Genomic DNA, 22,126 nt, shown 5'->3' with positions numbered 1-22,126 from the left:
GTTCCTTTCCCGAAGGGCTCCCCGGGCCGCCCGGGCGGACATTCCGGGCAGGTGCGGAGCAATTCGAGCATCGAGGGGCGGACGCTGTCGCGCGCTTCGATACCGGTAGTTCGTTACCTTACCTAACTCTTGACGCTTCCTTGACGCGTGAGCGCGGCTTCGTCGAACTCCCGTCCGGCCGGTTCCCGACTCCGCGTCAAGGCCCGGGGGGCCCTGCGCCTATGGTTGCTCCAGCGCTCGCGCGAAAGCGGAGCCGACAGGCCCAGCCGAAAGCACTGCCCCCAGCAACGCCCGTGACCACCGCCCGTAAGCACTGCCCGTCTGCAGCTCGTGTAAGGACGCAAGGACAGCGATGCCCCCCAACACCACCGCCTCTTCCGGTCAGGAGCCCGGCAAGTCCGGCAGGAAGAAGGGGCGCAGAGGCCGTCTCTTCGTCATCGTGCTGGTTCTGGCCGTCGTCGCGGGCGTGGCCTTCGGCGCGTACTGGTCGGTCAGTACCGTGCGCGCCTCGTTCCCGCAGACCAAGGGATCGATAGCCCTCGACGGCCTGTCCGGGCCCGTCGACGTGAAACGGGACTCCTACGGGATCCCGCAGGTCTACGCCTCCTCGGACGAGGACCTCTTCATGGCCCAGGGCTACGTCCAGGCCCAGGACCGGTTCTACGAGATGGACGTGCGCCGCCACATGACCTCCGGGCGCCTGTCGGAGATGTTCGGCAAGGGCCAGGTCGACAACGACGAGTTCCTGCGCACGCTGGGCTGGGACCGGGTGGCGAAGAAGGAGTACGACACCAAGCTCGCGCCCGCCACGAAGAAGTACCTCCGGGCCTACGCCAAGGGCGTCAACGCCTACCTGGCGGGCAAGGACGGCAAGGACATCTCCCTGGAGTACGCGGCGCTGGGCTTCACCAACGATTACAAGCCGCGGGAGTGGACGCCCGTCGACTCGATCTCCTGGCTCAAGGCGATGGCCTGGGACCTGCGCGGCAACATGCAGGACGAGATCGACCGCGCCCTGATGACGAGCCGGCTCGGCCCCAAGCAGATCGCGGACCTCTACCCGGCGTACCCCTACGGCCGCAACAAGCCGATCGTCCAGGAGGGCGCGTACGACGCGCTCACCCAGACGTTCGACCAGAGCGCCACGGGCACGAGTACGGGTACGGGCACCTCGGGCGGCACGGGCGTCGGCGGCACGACGGGCGGCACCACGGGCGGCACCGGCACCGGCGGCACCACGGGGACCGGCGGTACGACGGGCACGGGTGGCACGGTGGGCGGCACGGGCACCACCACGGGTACGACGGGCGGCACCGGCTCCTCCACGGCCGGGGGCACCGGATCGGGCGTTCAGAGCCAGCTCGCGGGCCTGTACAACGTCCTGGACGACGTCCCCACGGCCGTCGGCGTGAACGGCAACGGCATCGGCTCCAACTCCTGGGTCGTCGCGGGCTCGCACACGATCACCGGCAAGCCGCTGCTCGCCAACGACCCGCACCTGTCGGCCTCGCTGCCCTCGGTCTGGTACCAGATGGGCCTGCACTGCCGGACCGTCTCCCGCACGTGCCAGTACGACGTCGCCGGCTACACCTTCGCCGGGCTGCCCGGGGTCGTCATCGGCCACAACAAGGACATCGCCTGGGGCATGACCAACTCCGGGGTCGACGTCAGCGACCTGTACCTGGAGAAGCTCAGCGGCGAGGGCTACCTGTACGACGGCAAGACCGTGCCGTTCACCACCCGCAAGGAGACCATCGAGGTCGCCGGCGGCAAGAGCAAGACGATCGTGGTCCGCGAGACCAACAACGGCCCCCTGCTCTCCGACCGCGACGACGAGCTCGTCAAGGTCGGCAAGAAGGCCACCGTCGACACCGCCGCCCCCGACCGCGGCGACGGCTACGGGCTCGCGCTGCGCTGGACCGCGCTCGACCCGGGCAACTCCATGGACGCCGTCTTCGAGATCGACAAGGCCTCCGACTGGACGAGCTTCCGCAAGGCCTCGGCCGACTTCGAGGTGCCCTCGCAGAACCTCGTCTACGCCGACACCAAGGGCAACATCGGCTACCAGCTCCCCGGGAGGATCCCCACCCGCGCCAAGGGCGACAACGGCTCCGTCCCGGTGCCCGGCTGGGACTCGAAGCACAAGTGGACCGGCTTCCTCAAGCAGGCCGAACTGCCCCACGAGTACAACCCGAAGCGCGGCTACATCGTCACCGCCAACCAGGCCGTGGTCGCCAAGAACAAGTACCCCTACGTCCTGACCACGGACTGGGGCTACGGCAGCCGCAGCCAGCGCATCACGGACCTGATCAAGTCCAAGATCGACGACGGCGGCAAGATCTCCACCGACGACATGCGCCAGATGCAGCTCGACAACAGCAGCGAGATCGCCAAGCTGCTCGTGCCCAAGCTGCTCAAGATCGACGTGTCGAACAAGTACGTGCGCGAGGCGCAGAAGCTCCTGGAGGGCTGGGACTACACCCAGGACGCCGATTCGGGCGCGGCCGCCTACTTCAACTCCGTGTGGCGCAACATCCTGCAGCTCGCGTTCGGCGACAAGCTCCCCAAGGAGCTGCGCGTCAAGGGCGAGTGCCTCTACGTCGAGCCGGCCGACAACACCGGCCCGGCGGACGAGGACCGCAAGGTGCGCGAGTGCGGGCAGCGCGACGCCTCCCAGGCGCAGCCGGACGGCGGCGACCGCTGGTTCGAGGTGGTGCGCAACCTCCTCGACGACCAGGACAACGCCTGGTGGCAGTCGCCGGGGACGCGCACCGACAAGGCGACCAAGACCCGCGACGAGCTGTTCGCCCGCGCCATGCGGGACGCGCGCTGGGAACTGACCGCCAAGATGGGCAAGGACGTCGACTCCTGGAGCTGGGGCCGACTGCACCAGCTCAACCTGAAGAACCAGACCCTGGGCACCGAGGGCCCCTCGTTCCTCAAGTTCATGCTCAACCGGGGCCCCTGGAAGCTCAGCGGCGGCGAGGCGACGGTCAACGCCACCGGCTGGAACGCGGCCGGCGGGTACGAGGCCCTGTGGGTGCCCTCGATGCGGATGGTCGTCAACCTCGGGGACCTCGACAAGTCCAAGTGGATCAACCTCACCGGGGCCTCGGGGCACGCCTACAGCGCGCACTACACCGACCAGACCGACAAGTGGGTCGAGGGCGAGCTGCTGCCCTGGAACTTCACCGGCAAGGCGGTCGACGGCAGCACGGGCGACACGCTGGTGCTGAAGCCGTGAGCGCGTAGCCCCGGCCCCTCGGGGCACCGGCACGGGGAAAGGGCCCTCCACAGGCGTGGAGGGCCCTTCGTGCCGCCCCGGCGCCCTCGCGCCGGCAACGGGCTACGCCGGTCCGCCGGGCGACGTGCCGAAGCGGTACACGCCCGAAGGCGTCACCGCCGCGTGGACCGGGCGGTCGTGCGGTTCGGCCGGCACCTCGGGCACGAGCTCGGTGTCGTACAGCAGGACCACCAGCGCGGGTGCGGCGCCCGCGCGTGCCAGCCGGGCCAGCACCCGGTCGTAGGAGCCCCCGCCGCGTCCCAGCCGCATCCCGCGCCCGTCCACGGCCAGGCCGGGCAGCAGGACGGCCTCGGCGGCCAGCACCGCCTCCGGGCCGAGCCGTTCCCCGGCGGGCTCCCAGAGCGTCATCCGGCCGCCGCGCTCCACGGCGTTCAGCGAGCCGGGTCCGGTGTAGCGGCCCCAGTCGAGGTCGTCGTCGGGCAGCAGGACCGGCAGCAGCACGCGCACTCCGCGGGCGTGCAGCCCGTCCAGGAGCGCGCGGGTACCCGGCTCGCGCCCCACGGAGACGTACGCCGCCACCGTGCGCGCCCCCGCCAGCTCCGGAAGCCCCTCCGCCCGCCCCGCGAGCGCCCTCTCCGCCTCCTGGACGTCATCCGCCGTCAATCCCCGCCTCACCGCGAGGAGTTCCCGCCGCAACCCGCGCTTGGCAGACTCGGCTCCGGCTCCCATGTGACTCACGGGCAGATTCCGTACCTTTCCAAAGGGCTCATAGGAGAGCGGGTCGATCAGGTCGACATATTCCACACATATCGACCCGATATGGTGACGGACATGACTGAGTCGAACCCAAGGATCAGCAGGATCACCAAGGCCGTCATTCCCGCGGCGGGCCTCGGTACGCGATTCCTGCCGGCGACCAAGGCCACTCCCAAGGAGATGCTGCCGGTCGTGGACAAGCCGGCGATCCAGTACGTGGTCGAAGAGGCCGTGTCCGCGGGGCTCGACGACGTCCTCATGATCACGGGCCGCAACAAGCGCCCCCTGGAGGACCACTTCGACCGCAACTACGAACTGGAGTCGGCCCTCCAGCGCAAGGGCGACGCCGGACGGCTCGCCAAGGTGCAGGAGTCCAGCGACCTCGCCACCATCCACTACGTCCGCCAGGGCGACCCCCGGGGCCTCGGCCACGCCGTGCTGTGCGCCGCCCCGCACGTCGGCGCGGAACCCTTCGCCGTCCTCCTCGGCGACGACCTGATCGACCCGCGCGACCCCCTGCTCGCCCGCATGGTCCAGGTCCAGGAGCGCACCGGCGGCAGCGTCGTCGCGCTCATGGAGGTGGCGCCCGAACAGATCCACCTCTACGGCTGCGCGGCCGTCAAACCCACCGAGGAGGACGACGTCGTCGAGGTGACCGGCCTGGTCGAGAAGCCCGAGCCGGCCGAGGCCCCGTCGAACTACGCCATCATCGGCCGCTACGTCCTCAACCCGCGCATCTTCGACATACTGCGCACGACCGAGCCCGGCCGCGGCGGCGAGATCCAGCTCACCGACGCCCTCCAGCAACTGGCCGAGAACCACACCGCGGCGACCACCGCCGAGGGCGGGGCCGGCGGCCCCGTGCACGGCGTCGTGTTCCGGGGCCGGCGCTATGACACCGGCGACCGCGGCGACTATCTGCGTGCCATTGTCAGACTCGCGTGCGAACGTGAGGACCTGGGACCCGACTTCCGGGCCTGGCTCCGCCATTACGTGACCGAGGAGATGCAGCGAACGTGAACGCCGCCGCGACCCGCCCCGAGGACCCGGACCGCCTGTGGTCGGTGGACGAGCACCTCTCGGACGTCCTCTCCACCGTCCGCCCCCTGGAACCCATCGAGCTGCAACTCCTCGACGCCCAGGGCTGCGTCCTCGTCGAGGACGTGATGGTGCCGGTGTCGCTGCCGCCGTTCGACAACAGCTCCATGGACGGCTACGCGGTACGGGTCGCGGACGTCGCGGGCGCGAGCGAGGAGTTCCCGGCCGCCCTGACGGTCGTCGGGGACGTCGCGGCCGGCGCCGGGGACCCGCCGCACGTGGGCCCCGGGCAGGCCGCCCGCATCATGACCGGCGCCCCGCTGCCGCCCGGCGCGGAGACCGTCGTCCCCGTGGAGTGGACCGACGGCGGTCTCGGCGGCGGCCCGGTCAGCAGGATGACCGCCCACAGCGCCGCCCCCGAGGGCGCCTCGGGGCAGGTCCTCGTCCACCGCCCCGCCGAGGCACGCGCGCACGTGCGCGCCAAGGGCAGCGACACCACGGCGGGCGAGCGCGCCCTGGAGGCCGGCACGATCCTCGGCCCCTCCCAGATCGCCCTGCTCGCCGCCGTCGGCCACGCCTCCGTACGGGTGCGCCCGCGCCCCCGCGTGGTGGTCATCTCCACCGGCAGCGAACTGGTCCAGCCCGGCGGCGAACTGCGGCCCGGCCAGATCTACGACTCCAACAGCTTCGCCCTCACCGCCGCCGCCCGGGACGCCGGGGCGATCGCCTACCGGGTCGGCGCCGTCACCGATGACGCCGACATCCTGCGCGCCACGATCGAGGACCAGTTGGTCCGCGCCGACCTGGTCGTCACCACCGGCGGAGTGAGCGTCGGGGCGTACGACGTCGTCAAGGAGGCACTGTCCTCCGTCTGCGGAGCGGAGGTCGCCGGGGACCCCGAGGCCGACGAGGGCACCGAGCACAGGGAGGAGACGCCGGCCGGGCCCGGTGTCGACTTCCGCAGGCTCGCCATGCAGCCCGGCAAGCCCCAGGGCTTCGGCGTCGTCGGCCCCGACCACATCCCGCTGCTCGCCCTCCCGGGCAACCCCGTCTCCTCGTACGTCTCCTTCGAGTTGTTCGTCCGGCCCGCGATCCGTGCCCTGATGGGCCTGGAGGACGTGCACCGGCCCACCCTCCGCGCCGTCCTCACCGCCGAGAAGGCGCTGACCTCGCCCGCGGGCCGCCGCCAGTTCCTGCGCGGCCGGTACGCCGAGGGCGAGGTGGCCCCCGTCGGCGGGGCCTCCTCGCACCTCGTCGCGGCCCTCGCGCACGCCGACGCCCTGATCGTCGTTCCGGAGGACGTGGAGTCCGTTGAGCCCGGCACGGAGGTCGAGGTCGTGCTGCTCGGCTGACGGGCCGCAGGCACGGCCGGCGGTGGCCGGCGGTCCCCGCGGGGGGTGCCGCCGGCCCCGATACGGGGGCTCCCGTCCGGCCGCCCGGCGCCGGTTGGCGGTAGCGTGTCGCTGCACACAGGCCCGGGCGCCCGACCCCGGGCCGTGACCGGGAGCGCACACCACATGAGCACGCAGGACCGATTGACGCACCTCGACGACGCGGGCGCCGCCCGCATGGTCGACGTCTCGGGCAAGGCCGTCACCGAGCGCACCGCCCGCGCCACCGGCCGCGTGCTGGTCTCCCCGCGCGTGGTCGAACTCCTGCGTGGGGAGGGGATGCCCAAGGGCGACGCGCTCGCGACCGCCCGCATCGCGGGCATCATGGGCGCCAAGCGCACCCCGGACCTCATCCCGCTGTGCCACCCCTTGTCGGTGTCGGGCGTCGAGCTGGACCTGTCGGTCGCGGACGACGCCGTGGAGATCCGGGCCGCGGTGCGCACCACGGACCGCACGGGCGTCGAGATGGAGGCCCTCACCGCGGTCTCCGTCGCCGCGCTCACCGTGATCGACATGGTCAAGGCGGTCGACAAGGGGGCGGTCATCACGGACGTACGGGTCGAGGAGAAGACGGGCGGCGCCTCGGGCGACTGGAGCCGCTCATGAGACCCGGGGCCGCACCGGGCACCGCATCCGGGGCCGCACCGGGCGGCGCGCCGTACCGCGCGCTGGTCGTGACCGCCTCCAACCGGGCCGCCGCCGGGGTCTACGAGGACAGGGGCGGCCCGCTGATCGCGGAGGGCCTGCGCCGCTTCGGCTTCGCCGTCGAGGGCCCGCGGGTCGTCCCCGACGGCGACCCCGTCGAAGCCGCCCTGCGCGCCGGGACGAAGGCGGGCTACGACGTGATCGTCACCACCGGCGGCACGGGCATCTCGCCCACCGACCGCACCCCCGAGGCCACCCGCGCGGTGCTCGACCGCGAGGTCCCCGGCATCGCCGAGGCCATCCGCGCGTACGGCCGCGAGAAGGTCCCCACCGCCGCCCTCTCCCGGGGCCTGGCCGGCGTGGCGGGCAGCACCCTGATCGTCAACCTGCCGGGTTCCACCGGCGGGGTGAAGGACGGCCTCGCGGTCCTCGAACCCCTGCTGAGACACGCGGTGGACCAACTCCGCGGCGGCGACCACGTCCAGGCCCACGCGGGCGACCAGGTCCAGGCCCACGCCGGCGGGCACGTCCACGGCCACGCGGGCGGGCACGTCCACGACCACGGCCACGCGGGCGGGCACGCCGGACCGAGCACCGGGGGTGCGCGCTGAACACCCCCTCGTGGCCCGTCGAACTGACGGACGGCGACGTCGTCCTGAGGCCGATAAGAATGCGCGACCAGCGCGCCTGGCGCGAGGTCAACCGGCGCAACCGCGACTGGCTGCGGCCCTGGGAGGCCACGATCCCGCCGCCCACGCCCAGCGGCCCGATCGTCCACCGCCCCACCTACCGTCAGATGGTCCGGCACCTGCGCTCCGAGGCGAACGCCGGCCGGATGCTGCCCTTCGTCATCGAGTACCAGGGCCGCCTGGTCGGCCAGTTGACGGTGGCCGGAATCACCTGGGGCTCGATGTGCTCGGGGCACGTCGGCTACTGGGTGGACGAGGCGGTCGCGGGCCGAGGGGTGATGCCGACGGCCGTCGCCCTCGTCGTGGACCACTGCTTCCGCACCGTCGGACTGCACCGGGTCGAGGTCTGCATTCGCCCGGAGAACCGGCCGAGCCGGCGCGTGGTGGAGAAACTCGGATTCCGCGACGAAGGGCTGCGCCCGCGTTATCTCCACATCGACGGCGCCTGGCGCGACCACCTCGTCTTCGCGCTGACCGCGGAGGAGGTCCCCGAAGGACTGCTCACCCGCTGGCGCCGCCGACGGGCCGAGGCGGCCGGCTGAAACCGCAAATAAGAAATGTGTTCGAATTAAATCCCGGAGTGATCGGGCTTGTGACTGCATCGATCACAAAAAAAGCTCGAAATATCAGCCAGATCGTGCGACACACCGGCTCAATTGGCGGATGGCCTCACGCAAACCCCTCTACCGTGTGAGCGTGAGCAGCAGCGGCCTCATCTACGCAGTCATTGTCGGGGCCTGGGCCGCCTACTTGGTGCCGATGTGGCTCCGTAGGCAGGACGAGCTGAACGAGGCCCGTCCGACGGAACGCTTCAGCACCGCCATCCGGCTGCTTTCCGGACGGGCGGGGATGGAGCGCCGGTACGCCAGGGACCTGCGCGCCCGCTCCGCCGACGAGTCGGAGCGCGACGCCGACCCGGACGACGTCACCGCCTCGGTGGACGTCCGGGCCTTCGCCATGCCCCCGGCCGGTCAGGCGACGCACACCCGGATCGCCCCCGCACCGCAGCGGTCCGCGCCGGTGCCCTCCCAGAAGGCCGCCCAGCCCGCGCCCTCGGGGAGCGAGGCCCCGGGTGTCCCGGCCGCCCGGTCGCAGCACGACGCCCCCGAACGGCAGCCCGAGCGGCAGCAGGCCGCCAAGGTGCCCGCCCGCTCCGTCCCGGCCGCCCGGCGGCCGCAGTCGGCGGAGGCCCTCGCGCGGGCCCGGCGCTCCAAGGTGCTCGCGCGCCGGCGCCGCACGACCGTGATGCTGTTCCTCGCCTTCACCGTCGGAGCGGTCGTCGCCGCCGTGGGCGGACTCGCCTTCCTGTGGGCGCCCGCGGCCCCGGCCGTGCTGCTCAGCGGGTACATCGCCCATCTGCGGGCCCAGGAGCGCAAGCGGTTCGCCTACCAGATGGACCGGCAGCGCGCCGAGGTCGCCGCCCAGCGGTTGCGCGAGCGCCGGCCCCGGCAGCGCCCGGCCACCGTGGCCGCCGACAGCGACGAACCGGAGGACAGCCCCGAACCCGCCACGGACCCCGGACTCTCCGCGCTCGCCGCCGACCGCCGCGCGCTCGTCGAGCAGACCGACCACGCGGAGTGGGTCGACCAGCAGCGCGAACGGCAGCGCCGGCCCGGCCAGGGCGAGAGCTGGGACCCGGTCCCGGTGCCCCTGCCGACCTACGTCACCGCGCCGGTCGCCCCCCGTGCCACGCCGCACGTCGACCTGTCCGCCCCGGACACCTGGAGCGCGGCCCGCTCCAGCGCGGCCGCCCCCGAGACCGGCACGGACCACGCCGCCGGCGGACGCCCGCGCGAGACCCGCGAGCGCGCCGCCCGCGAGGAGTCCTCCGCCGGCCCGGCGGAGGAGAAGCCCGAGGGCGGCTCCGACCGCAGCGACGCCCGCCGCGCCGCCTCGGCCCGCCGCTCCCGCGGCCGCGGCCGGACCCCCCTCTTCGACCAGTACGAGGACGGCGACCGCCCCCGCGCCGCCAACGAATGAGACCCGCCGCGCCTCGGCTGACCTGCCGGGGAACGGATTACCAAGCACCCGGACGGGGATGCTAGAGTTTCACTCGTTGCAAGGGCCTGTGGCGCAGTCCGGTAGCGCACCTCGTTCGCATCGAGGGGGCCAGGGGTTCAAATCCCCTCAGGTCCACGCAGCTCAAAGCCCCGGTCGGGTTTCCCGACCGGGGCTTTGACGTGTGGTGATCGGTCCTCAGTGTCGGTCCGTGGCCCGGGGGTGCCCCGTCCCCGCGAAGGTGATCCAGCAGGTGCCGCGGGAGGTGTCCGCGAGGTACCAGATGCGGCCGCCGCCGGTCACCTCGATCTGCCACTGCTCACAGGTCTGTCCCCGGTGGGTGCCATGCGCGAGACCACCCTTGAGCCGGTGGTGCCGGGGCGTCTCCGTGGTCGGCCGGGGATCCGTGCGCATGGTGGTCCAGGCGCGGTAGGTGTTCTCCCGGGCCTGTTGGGCGAGGCTTTCCCAGCCTTTGGCCGAGGCCGCGTCCGCGAAGCGGACTTCCCAGTGGCCTTCCGGTGCCGGTGGTGCGGCGCGGTCGCCGCGACCTGTGGTCACGAGACGTCCCGTGGATCCGGGGCCGGGCCGTAGTCCTCGCCGTGGTCGCTGGTCAGTGCGGCCAGCAGTGCCGGGTCGGAGTGGACCTCGGCCGTGTGCTGCCAGGCGATCAGGAGTTGGGCGACGGACGCGCTGTTGCCGAGCGAGTCGGCGCCGCGCATGGTGTCGACCAGTTCGACGGCGAAGGCGTGGAGGTCGGACTCGGGCAGGAAACGGACCCAGGGGAAGGCGTCCGGCAGTATGTCGAGGAGCAGCTCCGTGCTGCCGGGCTCTCGGCGCGCCATCGCGGAGAGCATCCGCGTGGCGGCCGACACCACGGTCTGGTCCTGCTCGGCGCGTGCCGCCGTGGTGAGGACCAGGTCCTCACCGTCTCTGCGGTGCAGAAGCAGTCGCGGCGATTCCCGCAGCCGGGCAAGTGTCTGCTTGTTCTTGTTGACCAGCTCGGAGAAGTTCACCGCGGCGTTCTCAGTAGCCATGACTTTGAAACTACTTCGAAATTTCGCTCCCCGCCATCGCTCGAAAGGGTGGGCCGAGGAGGCGGGAGCCGTCGGGGACTACAGCGGCTTCGCGTAGCAGCGGCTGTCCTCGTAGTCGCGGTAGAGGCCGAACTTGGCGCAGGGCGCGTAGCCGCTGGAGGTGTAGAGGGCGATCGCCTCGGGCTGCTTGGTGCCGGTTTCCAGGACCATGCGGGTGCGGCCCGCCGCGCGGGCGTCGTCCTCGAGCCGGGCGAGGACGCGGCGGGCGAGGCCGCGGCCGCGTGCCTCGGCCACCACGAACATCCGCTTGAGTTCGGCGTCCCCGTTCTCGTAGCCCTCGTCGTTGGCGTCCTGGGTGCGCCAGCCGCCGGTCGCGACGGGACGGTCGCGCTCGTCGTACGCGATCAGGTACAGGCCGCCGGGCGGGGCGAACATGGCCGGGTCGAGCGGGGTCATGTCACCGCCGTCGCCGTAGCGCAGGTCGTACTCGGCCTGTACCTCGTCGTTGAGCTTGACGGCGTCGGGGTGGTCGAAGGGGACGGGGCGTATGTGCATGCGGGATGTCGTCTTCTGTGCGATTGGAGGCAAGTGTGCCTGCGTAGCGTACGCGTCGAGTGTGACGATTTCCGGCGGGTTTCGGCTGGTGGAGGGGCGTGAGGGGTGTGGCACGGGCCACCATGGGGCGGTGGAGGTAGCCGAGCTCGTCCTGAAGTACGTACGGGTGCTGGTGTGGCCGGTGGTCACGCTGGTCCTGGTGTGGAGCCTGCGGGCGCAGTTGCGGGCGGCGCTGACGCGGATGACCCGGGTGGAGACGCCCGCCGGTGCGATCGAGTTCGCGGCGGAGGCGCGGGAGGTGCTGGACCAGGCGCAGGGCGCGGCCGACGCGGCGCCGCCCGCCCTGCCCGTACCCCCACTGCCCGGACCTCCCCTGCCGTCCGCCGAGTGGCCGGCCCCGTATCCGAGGGAGGAGCCCGAGCCCGTACCGGTGGGGGACGCGTCCGCCGGGGACGCCTACGCCGGGGACGCGGCCCTGGAGGAGACCGCGGAGGAGGCCGAGCCGGTGGGGGACGAGGAGCCCGCGACCCCTGTGACGCCGCCCGACGAAAGGCCGGTGCCGCAGCCCGCGGGGCCGTGGGGCGGGTACCAGGGGCAGGGGTACGACCAGGACTTCCGTCTCGCGCCGCCGCTGCCGTCCGGCCACCAGCCGCAGCAGCCGTACGGGCAGCCCCAGCCCTACGCGCAGTTCCCGTTCTACGGGCAGCAGCCCCAGCCCTATGCGCAGCCCCAGCCCTATGCGCAGTCCCAGCCCTACGGGTACCAGTCGCCCCCGGGCTCCTCCCGCGCGCCCTGGCAGGAGAAGTTGCGGGAGGCGCGGGGGATGAGCGAGGTCTCGCCCGTGGGGGCCGTCGTCACCGCGTGGAACGCGCTGGAGCGGTTGTGCCTGGACGTGCTCGAGGGCGGGCCCGTCGCGCCGCCCCGGGCCGGGAGCACCGTCGAGATGGGCTTCGCGCTCGCCGCCGTCGGGCTCTCGCCGGGCGCCCTGGACGTCTACGAGCGGCTGCGCGTGCTGCGCGACCGTGCCGTGCACGGGGCCGGTGACGTCACCGCCGGTGCCGCGCGCGACTTCGTCGACAGCTGCCGGGCGGTGGGCCGGGAGGTGGCGGCGCTGCGGCGCGGGTGAGCCGGGTATCGTGCCGGGGTGCCGACCGTTACCTCCGTCAATGTCAACGGCCTGCGTGCCGCCGCGCGCAAGGGCTTCGTCGAGTGGCTCGCCGCGACCTCGGCGGACGTCCTCTGTCTGCAGGAGGTCCGTGCGGAGCCGCACCAGCTGCCGGAGGAGGTGCGGGAGCCGCAGGGGTGGCACGTGGTGCACGCGCCGGCCGCCGCGAAGGGCCGCGCGGGCGTCTCCCTCTACACCCGGCGGGAGCCCGACGCCGTGCGCGTGGGCTTCGGCTCGACCGAGTTCGACGTCAGCGGGCGGTACGTCGAGGCGGATCTGCCCGGGGTGACGGTGGCGAGCCTGTACCTGCCCTCGGGGCAGGTGGGCACCGAGCGGCAGGACGAGAAGTACCGCTTCATGGACGAGTTCCTCGCGTACCTCAAGGAGCTCCGGGTGCGGGCCGCGGCGGAGGGGCGCGAGGTGGTGGTGTGCGGCGACTGGAACATCGCGCACCACGAGGCCGACCTGAAGAACTGGCGGGCGAACACCAAGAACGCGGGCTTCCTGCCGGAGGAGCGGGCGTGGCTGAGCCGGGTCCTCGACGCGGAGGACGGCGGCTACGTGGACGTGATGCGGGCCCTGCACCCGGAGGTCGAGGGGCCGTACACCTGGTGGTCGTACCGGGGGCGGGCCTTCGACAACGACTCGGGGTGGCGGATCGACCTCGCCGTGGCCACGCCGGGGCTCGCCCGGCGCGCGGTGAAGGGGTTCGTGGAGCGGGCGGCCTCGCACGAGGAGCGGTGGTCCGACCACGCGCCGGTGACGGTCGTCTACGAGGGCTGAGCCGTCCCGCTGTGGTCCGTCCCGCTGTGGTCCGTCCCGCTGTGGTCCGCCCCGTCGGGAGCCCTCCCACCGGGACTCCTGCCGCCGGGACCTGGTTCCGCGCCCGGCCGGCGCGTGCGGCGGTCCAGGGCGAGGGACAGTTCCGCCCCGACCACGCTCCTGGCCAGCGGGCGCAGGCGCCGCAGGTCCTCCTCCGTGCGGTCGCGCGCGAGGAGCAGTGAGGTGAAGAGCTCCGCCAGCGCCTCGGCGTGCTCGCGGACGTGGCGGGCGGCGCGCAGGACGTCGGCGAGCGGTATGCCCTCACGGACCAGGGCCGCCGAGACGTCCAGGAGGCTGTGGCTGACGTGGACGATGTCGGCGCCGTCCGTGCCGAGGTAGCCCAGCTCCAGCGCGGCGGCCAGGTTCTCCGCGGTGGCCTCGGAGCCGAAGACGTCGGCCAGCGCCTCGGGGGTGAGACGGACGGGGGTCTCCTCGCTCGGCCCGCCGACGCCGAGCAGGTCGCCGACGTCGCGGCCGTGGTCGAAGGCCTCGGCCAGCTCCGCTATCCCGTTGAGGGTGTGGCCGCGCTCCAGCAGCGCGGAGATCGTCCGCAGCCGGGCCAGGTGGGTCTCGTCGTACCAGGCGATGCGGCCCTCGCGGCGGGGTGGCCGGATGAGTCCGCGCTCGCGGTAGAAGCGCAGCGTGCGCACCGTGATGCCGGCCGCCTCGGCCAGCTCCGCCATGCGGTACTCGCGCCGCTCCCCTTCGTCCGTCACTCCCGCACCCTAAGCCGTACCCGCGGTAACTTTCCTCGCCGCACCCCCTACCCATCGGTACGGCGCTGTCCTACAGTCCCACTGTGCCAGTGAACACTGGCACGGTCGTACGGACGTAACGGGACGCAGACGCGAGGACGCGTGGAGGCGGTGGCATGGCCGAGCACGAGCATGTACGGGTCGCGGTGGTCGGGTCGGGATTCGGCGGACTCGGGGCGGCCGTACGGCTGCGCCGCGAAGGGATCACCGACTTCGTCGTCCTGGAGCGGGGCGACCGTGTCGGCGGCACCTGGCGGGACAACAGCTACCCGGGGTGCGCCTGCGACGTGCCCTCGCACCTGTACTCCTTCTCCTTCGCGCCCAACCCCGAGTGGCCGCGCACCTTCTCCGGGCAGCCGCACATCCGGGCCTACCTGGAGCGGGTCGCCGACGTCTTCGGGATCCGTCCGCATCTGCGCCTGAACACCGAGGTCACGCTGATGCGCTGGGACGCGGAGAACCTGTGCTGGGAGATCGGGACCAGCCGCGGCACGCTCACGGCCGACCTCGTCGTCTCCGCGACCGGGCCGCTCTCCGACCCGAAGATCCCCGACATCCCCGGGCTCGCCGACTTCCCCGGCAAGGTCTTCCACTCCGCCCGCTGGGACCACGACTACGACCTGCGCGGCAAGCGGGTCGCGATGATCGGCACCGGCGCCTCCGCCATCCAGATCGTGCCCGAGATCCAGCCGCAGGTCTCGCGCCTCACCCTCTTCCAGCGCACCCCGCCCTGGGTCATGCCGCGCGCCGACCGGGCCATCGGCACCCTGGAGCGCAAACTGCACCGCGCGCTGCCCGTCACCGCCAAGGCGCGGCGCGGGCTGCTGTGGGGCATCCGGGAACTGCAGGTGCAGGCGTTCACCAAGTTCCCTGGCGAACTGGACGTGGTCGAGCGCCTCGCCCGCCGGAACATGGCCCGGGCGATCAAGGACCCGGCACTGCGCGCCCGGCTCACCCCGGACTACCGCATCGGCTGCAAGCGCATCCTGCTGTCCAACACCTACTATCCGGCCCTCGCGCGGCCCAACACCGAGGTGGTCGGCGCCCTCGCGGAGGTGCGCGGCTCCACCCTCGTCTCCGCCGACGGCAGCGAGACGGAGGCCGACGCCATCGTCTTCGGCACCGGCTTCCACGTCACGGACATGCCGATCGCCGAGCGGGTCGTCGGCGCCGAGGGCCGCACCCTCGCCGAGTCCTGGAAGGGCGGCATGGCGGCGCTGCGCGGCGCCTCCGCCGCCGGATTCCCCAACTGGATGACGATCATCGGCCCCAACACCGGCCTCGCCAACACCTCGATGATCCTGATGATCGAGGCCCAGCTCAACTACCTCGCCGACTACGTGCGCCAGCTCGGCCTGCTCGCCGGGTCCGGCCGGGCCGCGCTCGACGCCCGCCCCGCCGCCGTCGACGCCTGGAACGAGCGGGTGCAGCGGCGCATGGAGCGCACGGTGTGGAACACCGGCGGCTGCTCGAGCTGGTACCTGGACGCAGGCGGCCGCAACACCACCATCTGGCCGGGCACGACGACCGAGTTCCGCCGCGCCACCCGGCAGGTCGACCTCGCCGAGTACGAGGTCCTGCGCACCCCCGGCCGCGCACACGAGGGCGCGCAGCGCACGGTGGAGGCGGGCGCATGAGCCGTACGACACCCGCCACCGCCACCGCCACCGCGACCACCGACCCGTACGCCCCCGTCGAGCCCGGCCGCACCCTCACCGTGACCTCCGCCGACGGGGCCGCGCTCCACGTCGAGGTGCACGGACCCGCCGGGAACCCGGCCGCGCCCGCCGTGGTCCTCGCCCACGGCTGGACCTGCTCGACCGCCTTCTGGGCCGCCCAGATCCGCGAGCTGAGCGCCGAGCACCGCGTGATCGCCTACGACCAGCGCGGCCACGGCCGCTCCCCGGCGAGCGAGGCCTGCGGCACCGAGGCACTCGCCGACGACCTCGAGGCCGTGCTCGCCGCCACCCTCGCCCCCGGTGAACCGGCCGTGATCGCCGGGCACTCGATGGGCGGCATGACGATCATGGCCGCCGCCTCCCGGCCCGGCTTCCGCGAACACGCCGCGGCCGTTCTGCTGTGCAGCACGGGCAGTTCGGCACTGGTCGCCGAGTCGCTGGTGGTGCCGCTGCGCCCGGGCCGGCTGCGCACCTGGCTCACCGGGCGGATCCTCGGCTCCCGCGCCCCGCTCGGACCGGTCACCCGGCTCGGCTCGCGCATCCTCAAGTACGCGACCATGGGCCCGGGTTCGTCCCCGGCGATGGTCGCCGCCTGCGCGCGGATCGTGCACGCCTGCCCACGCCGGGCCCGGTACGCCTGGTCGCGCGTCCTCGACGCGCTCGACCTCGACCACGGGGTGGGCGCGTTGCGCGTCCCGACGGCGGTGATCGTCGGCACCGCCGACCGGATGACGCCGCCCGTGCACGCCCGGCGGCTGGCCGCCGCGCTGCCGGACTGCGTCTCGCTGACCGAGCTGCCCGGTGTCGGGCACATGTCCCCGGTGGAGGCACCGGACCTCGTCACCACGAAGATCCGTGAACTGGTCGCCGGTCACGTCGAGTTGAAGGAGGGCGCATGAGCAGGTCGAAGCTGGAGGGGCGCGTCGCGGTGGTCACCGGCGCGGCCCGGGGGGTGGGCGAGCTGCTGGCCCGCAAGCTGTCCGCGCGCGGCATGAAGGTGGCGCTGGTCGGGCTGGAGCCGGAGGTGCTGAAGGAGGTCGTCGACCGGCTGCACACCGAGGGCGCGTACTGGCACGCCGACGTCACCGACCACGAGGCGATGACCCGGGTCGCCGCCGAGGTGCGGGAGCGGTTCGGGCGGGTGGACGTCGTCGTCGCCAACGCCGGTGTCGCGCTGGGCGGTCCCTTCGCCGTCTCCGACCCCGATTCCTGGCGGCGCGTCATAGAGGTGAACCTCATAGGCTCCACCGTCACCGCGCGCGCCTTCCTGCCCGCGCTGCGCGAGCGGCGCGGCTATCTGCTCCAGATCGCCTCGCTCGCCGCGCTCACGCCGGCGCCGATGATGTCGGCGTACTGCGCCTCCAAGTCGGGCGTGGAGGCGTACGCGCACAGCCTGTGCGCCGAGGTCGCGCACGAGGGCGTGGGTGTCGGGGTCGGGTACCTGTCGTGGACCGACACGGACATGGTGCGCGGGGCGGACCAGGACGACGTGATGCGGGAGCTGCGGCAGCGGCTGCCGTGGCCGTCCAACAAGACCTACCCGCTGGGCCCGGCGGTGGACCGCCTCGTCGCCGGGATCGAGCGCCGGGCGCCGCACGTGTACGGGCAGTGGTGGCTGCGCGGGATGCAGGGCGTGCGCGGTTACCTGCCCTCGCTCATCGCGGCCGTCGGGCAGCGCGAGATGCGACGGTTCGCGCCCCGCCTGGAGCGGGTGCGGACCGGGCTTGTGGGGGCGGGCGGGGCGGCCGACGAAGCCACCAGGGGCCCCGTACGGCCGGGCTGACCTGCGGCTTCACGCGCCCGTCACGGAGGGTGAGTGATCGACGAGCGCAGCGTGACCGGGCGTGTCACGCTGATCGGGCCCGATCCCCTCAACCCCCCTTGGGAGTGAACACACATGGGCATGAAGGACCAGTTCCAGCAGAAGTCCGAGCAGCTCCGTGAGAAGGCGCAGGAGCGCATGGGCCAGGGCGGCCAGGGCCGTCCCGAGCGCCAGGACCGCCCCGAGCGCCAGGGCCGCCCCGGTGGGCAGAACCGTCCCGCCGGCCAGGAGCGCCCCGAGCGGCAGCGTCCCGGCAGTGCCCCGCAGGAGCGGGGTCGCCGGGAGATGGACGAGCGTGCCCATGAGGGTCAGGAGCGGCTCGACGTCGAGTACGACGCCTAGCCGACCCCGGCTCGGCGGCTAGCCGAGCACACGGCTTCACCCACGAGGGGTGGGGTGTCCGGTGGCCGTACGGCCACCGGGTGCCCCACCTTCTCGTCGTGCCGTGGCCCGCGTGTCACGCGGTGCGCGGCGGGAGTGGCGGCCGGGTGCGGTCGGGGACGCCGGCGTACGGGGGCGGCATCGCGGGCGGGTGCTCCTCCAGGAGGGTGAGGGCCAGCCCGACCGCGTCGTCGAGCTGGGCGTGACGGCCCTCGGCCCAGTCCAGCGGGGTGCGCAGGGCCTCCAGGTCCGGATCGACGCCCCGGTTCTCCACCGACCATCCGTACGCCTCGAACCACGCCGCGTTCATCGGCACCGTGATCACCGTGCCGTCGCCCAAGGAGTGCCGGCCGGTCATGCCGACGACCCCGCCCCAGGTCCGCTGCCCCACCACCGGCCCCAGGCCCAGCAGCTTGAACGCGGCCGTGATCATGTCGCCGTCGGAGGCGGTCGCCTCGTCGGCGAGGGCGACGACCGGGCCGCGCGGGGCGTCGGAGGCGTACGAGACCGGCTGGGCGTCCCGGGTGACGTCCCAGCCCAGGATCCTGCGCGTCAGCTTCTCCACGACCAGTTCGCTGATGTGCCCGCCCGCGTTGCCGCGCACGTCGACGATGAGCGCGGGGCGCGCCACCTCCCCGCGCAGGTCGCGGTTGAACTGGGCCCAGCCGGAGCCGCCCATGTCGGGGATGTGCAGATAGCCGCACCGGCCGCCGCTCAGTTCGCGGACCACCTCGCGGCGCCTGGCCACCCAGTGCTGGTAGCGCAGCGGCCGGTCGTCGACGAGCGGGACGACGGCGACCCGGCGGGAGGCGCCCGCGTCCCCGTCCGGGGCGAAGGTCAGTTCCACGCTGGTGGATCCCGCGCCGGCCAGCAGCGGGTACGGGCCGGTCAGGGGGTCGACGGGGCGGCCGTCGACGTGGGTGAGGACCGCGCCCTCCCGGATGCCGGTGCCGGCCAGCGGGGAGCGGGCGCGGGAGTCGGAGGAGTCGCCGGGCAGGATGCGCCGGATCACCCAGCGCCCCTCCCGGCACACGAGGTCCGCGCCGAGCAGGCCCTGCCGGCGCTGGTAGTGCGGCGGGCCCTCGTTGCGGCGGGCGGCGGTGACGTACGCGTGCGAGGTGCCCAGTTCGCCGAGCACCTCGCGCAGCAGGTCGGCGAAGTCGTCCGGGGAGGCGACGCGTTCGACCAGCGGCCGGTACTGGGCCAGGATCGCGTCCCAGTCGATGCCGCACATGCCGGGGTCCCAGAAGTGGGCGCGGATGATCCGGCCCGCCTCCTCGAAGGACTGCCGCCACTCCGCCGCCGGGTCCACCTGGTGCAGGATGCGCCGCAGGTCGATCCAGACGGTGCTGTCGGCCTCGCCGGACTCGTCGGCGGGCACCGCGCGCAGCTCGCCCTCGTCCATGACGACCAGCCGGGTGCCGTCGCCGCTCACCGCGAACCAGTCGAGGTCGCCCACGAGTTCGGTCTTCTTCGCCCGGCCCACGTTGAAGTGTTCGAGGGTGGGCCGGCCGGAGAGGTCGTCCGGGTTGGCGAAGGTCTCTCCGAGGGCGCCGGAGATCGGCCAGCGCAGCCAGACCAGCCCGCCGCCGGCCACGGGGGCCAGCCCCGAGTACTTCGAGGCGGTGACCGGGAACGGCGTCACCCGGCTGGCCAGGCCTTCCACCTCGACGGTGACCGTGCCGTCCCCGGCCTCTTCCTCCACGGGGTCCAGGCCCCCGGCGGCCGGGCGGCCCTCGGGGTTGAGGGCGAACGGGGAGGGGGTGGCCGAGGAGAGGGTGACGAGGTACGGGCGGCAGCCGAGGGGGAAGGACAGGTCGCCGGTGTGCACGTCGTAGACCGGGTCGAAGCCGCGCCAGGACAGGAAGGCGAGGTAGCGGCCGTCGCGGGTGAAGACGGGGTTCTCGTCCTCGAATCGCCCGTCGGTGACGTCCAGCACGGGCCCGGCCTCCGGCCAGGTGATGCGGGCCATCCTGATCTGCCGCAGGGAGCGGCCGATGCCGGGATGGGACCAGGTGAGCCAGGCCCCGTCCGGGGAGAAGGCGAGGTCGCGCACGGGCCCGTTGACGGAGCGGACCAGCTCGGTGACCTCGCAGCCGGTGCTCTCCCCGGGGGCGCGCGGGTCGTGTTCCCGCTTCGGGCCGGTCATCTCCTCGGGGGTCGCCCCGTCCGTCTCAGGGACGCGGACGAGGAGCAGGCGGCCGTCGTGCGAGGCGAGGGCGAGACATCCGCCGGCCGGGTCGGCGACCATCTCCCGCACCCGGCCCAGCCGTCCGGCGGCGAGCCGGCGCGGGGCGCGGGCCCCGCTCGCCCGGGGCAGATGGGCGATCTCGACGGCGTCCTCGCCCTCCGCGTCGGTGACGTACGCGACCTGGCCGCTGCCGCCGAGCATCTCCGGCAGCCGGACGCGCACGCCGGGGGTGTCGGTCAGGGTGCGCGCGGGGCCGTCGCGGTGGGTGAGCCAGTGCAGGCTGCCGCGCACGACGACCGCGCTGGCCCGCCCCGTCTCGTCCACGGAGACGCCGTCCACGTGCTGGGCGGCCGGCACCTGGTACGTGCGGCGGCCGGCCCGGGGCCCGCACAGGCGCACGTCGAGACGGCGGGGGACCGCGCCGGGGGACAGGTCGTCCACGAGCCACAGCTCGCCCGCGCACTGGTAGACCACGCGGCTGCCGTCCCCGGCGGCGTGCCGGGCGTAGAACTCCTCGTGGTCGGTGTGCCGGCGCAGGTCGGAGCCGTCGTGGGCGCAGGAGTAGAGGTTGCCGACGCCCTCGTGGTCGGAGAGGAAGGCGATGCGGTCGCCGAGGAACACCGGGGCGTCGAGGTGCCCGTCGAGGTCGGCGAGGAGCCGCCGGCCGTGCAGCCAGAGCCTGCCGGTGGCACCGCCCCGGTAGCGCTTCCAGGAGGCGGGCTCGTGCGGCGGGGTGCCGGTGAGGAGCAGGGAGCGGCGCTCGCCGTCGAGGTCGGCGACCTGGATGTCGGTGACCGGCCCCCAGGGCAGCCGCCGGCCCGGGCTGCCGTCGGTGTCGACCTTGTACGCCCAGGTCAGGTGGGAGAAGGGTTCGTCGTGGGAGGTGACGGCGAGGACGGCGCTGCGGCCCTCGGCGTCCGGGGGCGTCCAGCCGCGCACCCTCGTGTCGGTGCTGCCCCAGTAGGTGAGCCGCCGGGAGGGGCCGCCGGTGACCGGCACGAGATGGATCTCCGGGTCCAGGCTGCGCCAGGTGGTGTAGGCGAGGTACCGGCCGTCGGGGGAGAAGCGGGGGTGGCCGGTCCTGGTCCGGTCGACGGTGAGGCGGCGGGGGTGGGTGGAGCCGTCGAGGGGGGCGATCCAGAGGTCGTCCTCCGCGACGAAGCAGAGGAGGTCGCCGTGGAGGTGCGGGTACCGGAGGTAGCCGCGAGCGGTCGCGTCTGTCGTCGTCTGCCTCACCGTGTCCATGCTTGGCCCGGCCACGGGCCCGGGCAACTCGGCGGGGCCCCGCCGGGGGCGAGGGGGCGGGGGTGCCGGTGTCAGTGGGGTACGCGCAGTCCGTCCAGGACGACGCCCACGGCACGGTCGAGCGACTCGCCCTCGCCGGCCCTCGTGGCGTGGGCGAGGGCGCGCAGGAGGAAGGAGATGTCGTCCCCGGTGACCTCGGGGCGTGCGGCGCCCGCGGCCTGGGCGCGGCGGAGCGCGCCGTCGAGGGCCGCGTGGAAGGCGTCCGCCGCCTCGGTGACCGACGGGGACAGGCCCGTTCCGTCGTCCTCGTGGGGCGGCAGGAGGTCCAGCAGGCTCATCTTCACCGGCCCGGCCATCGCGAGGGTCCTGAACAGGGTGGCGAAGGCCCGGCCCGCGTCCGGGCCGTCGGCGATCCGTACCGCCTCCGCGGTCAGCTTCTCCAGGTGACGTGCCGCGGTGGCCTCGATCAGGTCCTGCTTGGTGGCGAAGTTCCGGAAGACGGTGGCGATGCTGACCCCCGCCCGCCGGGCGACCTCGTCGGTGGAGGCGGCGGCCCCGTTCTCGGCGAAGACCTGCTCGGCGGCCCGCAGGACCTTCTCCCTGTTGGCTGCTCCGTCGCGGCGCATTCCGGACTCCCCTTGCAAGCGTAGTGATGACTACGCATCGGGCGTATGATGCGTAGTGGCGACTTCGGTTAAGGGTATGTCGCCGCGCCC

The 22,126-nt window shown here is 73.3% G+C and carries 19 protein-coding genes, 1 tRNA gene and 1 pseudogene; 14 read left to right on the top strand and 7 right to left on the bottom strand.

The features are described 5' to 3' along the window. Positions 1 to 352 precede the first annotated feature (352 nt). Positions 353 to 3,244, top strand: coding sequence for a penicillin acylase family protein (locus OHB09_RS13620; protein WP_328729183.1), 2,892 nt, complete (start codon positions 353 to 355; stop codon positions 3,242 to 3,244). 102 nt (positions 3,245 to 3,346) lie between these two features. Here OHB09_RS13620 and OHB09_RS13615 read toward each other — a convergent pair whose 3' ends face one another. Beyond that, a complete protein-coding gene (locus tag OHB09_RS13615) occupies positions 3,347 to 3,973 on the bottom strand; it encodes a 5-formyltetrahydrofolate cyclo-ligase (protein ID WP_328919521.1) in 627 nt (208 codons plus the stop codon). Between the two features lie 102 nt (positions 3,974 to 4,075). On the opposite strand from OHB09_RS13615, the gene galU reads away from it, so the two are divergent. The 7 genes and pseudogenes from galU to OHB09_RS13580 all read left to right on the top strand — a co-directional run bounded on the left by galU (position 4,076) and on the right by OHB09_RS13580 (position 9,899). Beyond that, the gene (gene galU / locus OHB09_RS13610; RefSeq protein WP_040897117.1) at positions 4,076 to 5,020 is read left to right on the top strand and encodes a UTP--glucose-1-phosphate uridylyltransferase GalU; all 945 of its coding nucleotides are present in this window, start codon (positions 4,076 to 4,078) and stop codon (positions 5,018 to 5,020) included. Then, on the top strand, positions 5,017 to 6,390 hold the full coding sequence (glp, locus tag OHB09_RS13605) for a molybdotransferase-like divisome protein Glp (RefSeq protein ID WP_234527237.1): 1,374 nt from the start codon (positions 5,017 to 5,019) through the stop codon (positions 6,388 to 6,390). The genes galU and glp overlap by 4 nt, the downstream gene beginning before the upstream one ends. Before the next feature lie 165 nt (positions 6,391 to 6,555). Then, positions 6,556 to 7,035 carry a cyclic pyranopterin monophosphate synthase MoaC gene (gene moaC / locus OHB09_RS13600; RefSeq protein WP_006143890.1) on the top strand — a complete coding sequence of 160 codons (480 nt, stop codon included), beginning with the start codon at positions 6,556 to 6,558 and terminating at the stop codon, positions 7,033 to 7,035. Continuing rightward, a pseudogene (locus OHB09_RS13595) lies at positions 7,032 to 7,571 on the top strand (MogA/MoaB family molybdenum cofactor biosynthesis protein); the annotation flags it as partial. The gene moaC and the pseudogene OHB09_RS13595, both read left to right, overlap by 4 nt. A gap of 110 nt (positions 7,572 to 7,681) precedes the next feature. Next, positions 7,682 to 8,305 (top strand): GNAT family N-acetyltransferase, encoded by a 624-nt coding sequence (locus tag OHB09_RS13590; RefSeq protein WP_078631269.1) that lies wholly within the window; start codon positions 7,682 to 7,684, stop codon positions 8,303 to 8,305. A 154-nt stretch (positions 8,306 to 8,459) separates the two neighbouring features. Beyond that, a complete protein-coding gene (gene sepX / locus OHB09_RS13585) occupies positions 8,460 to 9,743 on the top strand; it encodes a divisome protein SepX/GlpR (RefSeq protein ID WP_328922037.1) in 1,284 nt (427 codons plus the stop codon). A gap of 82 nt (positions 9,744 to 9,825) precedes the next feature. Beyond that, positions 9,826 to 9,899, top strand: a tRNA-Ala gene (locus tag OHB09_RS13580). 60 nt (positions 9,900 to 9,959) lie between these two features. On the opposite strand, the gene OHB09_RS13575 is transcribed toward OHB09_RS13580, so the two are convergent. The 3 genes from OHB09_RS13575 to OHB09_RS13565 form a co-directional block, all read right to left on the bottom strand. Continuing rightward, a complete protein-coding gene (locus OHB09_RS13575; protein WP_319117890.1) occupies positions 9,960 to 10,319 on the bottom strand; it encodes a hypothetical protein in 360 nt (119 codons plus the stop codon). Further along, positions 10,316 to 10,795, bottom strand: coding sequence for a hypothetical protein (locus OHB09_RS13570; protein WP_040897025.1), 480 nt, complete (start codon positions 10,793 to 10,795; stop codon positions 10,316 to 10,318). The genes OHB09_RS13575 and OHB09_RS13570 overlap by 4 nt, the downstream gene beginning before the upstream one ends. A 78-nt stretch (positions 10,796 to 10,873) precedes the next feature. Beyond that, positions 10,874 to 11,350: a GNAT family N-acetyltransferase gene (locus tag OHB09_RS13565; protein WP_006143884.1), complete on the bottom strand. Its 477-nt coding sequence runs from the start codon at positions 11,348 to 11,350 to the stop codon at positions 10,874 to 10,876. Between the two features lie 130 nt (positions 11,351 to 11,480). Here OHB09_RS13565 and OHB09_RS13560 point away from each other — a divergent pair, with 130 nt between their 5' ends. Both OHB09_RS13560 and OHB09_RS13555 read left to right on the top strand, forming a co-directional pair. Further along, the gene (locus tag OHB09_RS13560; protein ID WP_328922036.1) at positions 11,481 to 12,476 is read left to right on the top strand and encodes a hypothetical protein; all 996 of its coding nucleotides are present in this window, start codon (positions 11,481 to 11,483) and stop codon (positions 12,474 to 12,476) included. Positions 12,477 to 12,494: 18 nt separating this feature from the next. Continuing rightward, a complete protein-coding gene (locus OHB09_RS13555) occupies positions 12,495 to 13,298 on the top strand; it encodes an exodeoxyribonuclease III (protein ID WP_191854959.1) in 804 nt (267 codons plus the stop codon). On the opposite strand, the gene OHB09_RS13550 is transcribed toward OHB09_RS13555, so the two are convergent. Further along, entirely contained in the window at positions 13,286 to 14,020 is a 735-nt protein-coding gene (locus OHB09_RS13550) for a MerR family transcriptional regulator (RefSeq protein ID WP_407077361.1), read from the bottom strand. The genes OHB09_RS13555 and OHB09_RS13550 overlap by 13 nt on opposite strands. A 188-nt stretch (positions 14,021 to 14,208) precedes the next feature. On the opposite strand from OHB09_RS13550, the gene OHB09_RS13545 reads away from it, so the two are divergent. From OHB09_RS13545 to OHB09_RS13530, 4 genes are all read left to right on the top strand, one after another. After that, on the top strand, positions 14,209 to 15,729 hold the full coding sequence (locus tag OHB09_RS13545; protein ID WP_093599180.1) for a flavin-containing monooxygenase: 1,521 nt from the start codon (positions 14,209 to 14,211) through the stop codon (positions 15,727 to 15,729). After that, positions 15,726 to 16,670 carry an alpha/beta fold hydrolase gene (locus tag OHB09_RS13540; RefSeq protein WP_328922034.1) on the top strand — a complete coding sequence of 315 codons (945 nt, stop codon included), beginning with the start codon at positions 15,726 to 15,728 and terminating at the stop codon, positions 16,668 to 16,670. The genes OHB09_RS13545 and OHB09_RS13540 overlap by 4 nt, the downstream gene beginning before the upstream one ends. Next, complete coding sequence (locus OHB09_RS13535) at positions 16,667 to 17,554, top strand: SDR family oxidoreductase (RefSeq protein ID WP_328918851.1); 888 nt, start codon at positions 16,667 to 16,669, stop codon at positions 17,552 to 17,554. The genes OHB09_RS13540 and OHB09_RS13535 overlap by 4 nt, the downstream gene beginning before the upstream one ends. Before the next feature lie 114 nt (positions 17,555 to 17,668). Then, entirely contained in the window at positions 17,669 to 17,935 is a 267-nt protein-coding gene (locus OHB09_RS13530) for a hypothetical protein (RefSeq protein ID WP_006143877.1), read from the top strand. A 115-nt stretch (positions 17,936 to 18,050) separates the two neighbouring features. Here OHB09_RS13530 and OHB09_RS13525 read toward each other — a convergent pair whose 3' ends face one another. Both OHB09_RS13525 and OHB09_RS13520 read right to left on the bottom strand, forming a co-directional pair. Next, entirely contained in the window at positions 18,051 to 21,410 is a 3,360-nt protein-coding gene (locus OHB09_RS13525; protein ID WP_328922033.1) for a S41 family peptidase, read from the bottom strand. A 71-nt stretch (positions 21,411 to 21,481) separates the two neighbouring features. Beyond that, complete coding sequence (locus tag OHB09_RS13520) at positions 21,482 to 22,036, bottom strand: TetR/AcrR family transcriptional regulator (protein ID WP_006143874.1); 555 nt, start codon at positions 22,034 to 22,036, stop codon at positions 21,482 to 21,484. Between the last annotated feature and the right edge of the window lie 90 nt (positions 22,037 to 22,126).

Origin of the sequence: Streptomyces griseoaurantiacus (genome assembly GCF_036189845.1) — a bacterium.
GTDB classification, from domain to species: domain Bacteria; phylum Actinomycetota; class Actinomycetes; order Streptomycetales; family Streptomycetaceae; genus Streptomyces; species Streptomyces griseoaurantiacus.
Note: the sequence above shows the minus strand (reverse complement) of the source record. Positions and strands in the feature narration are given on the sequence as shown.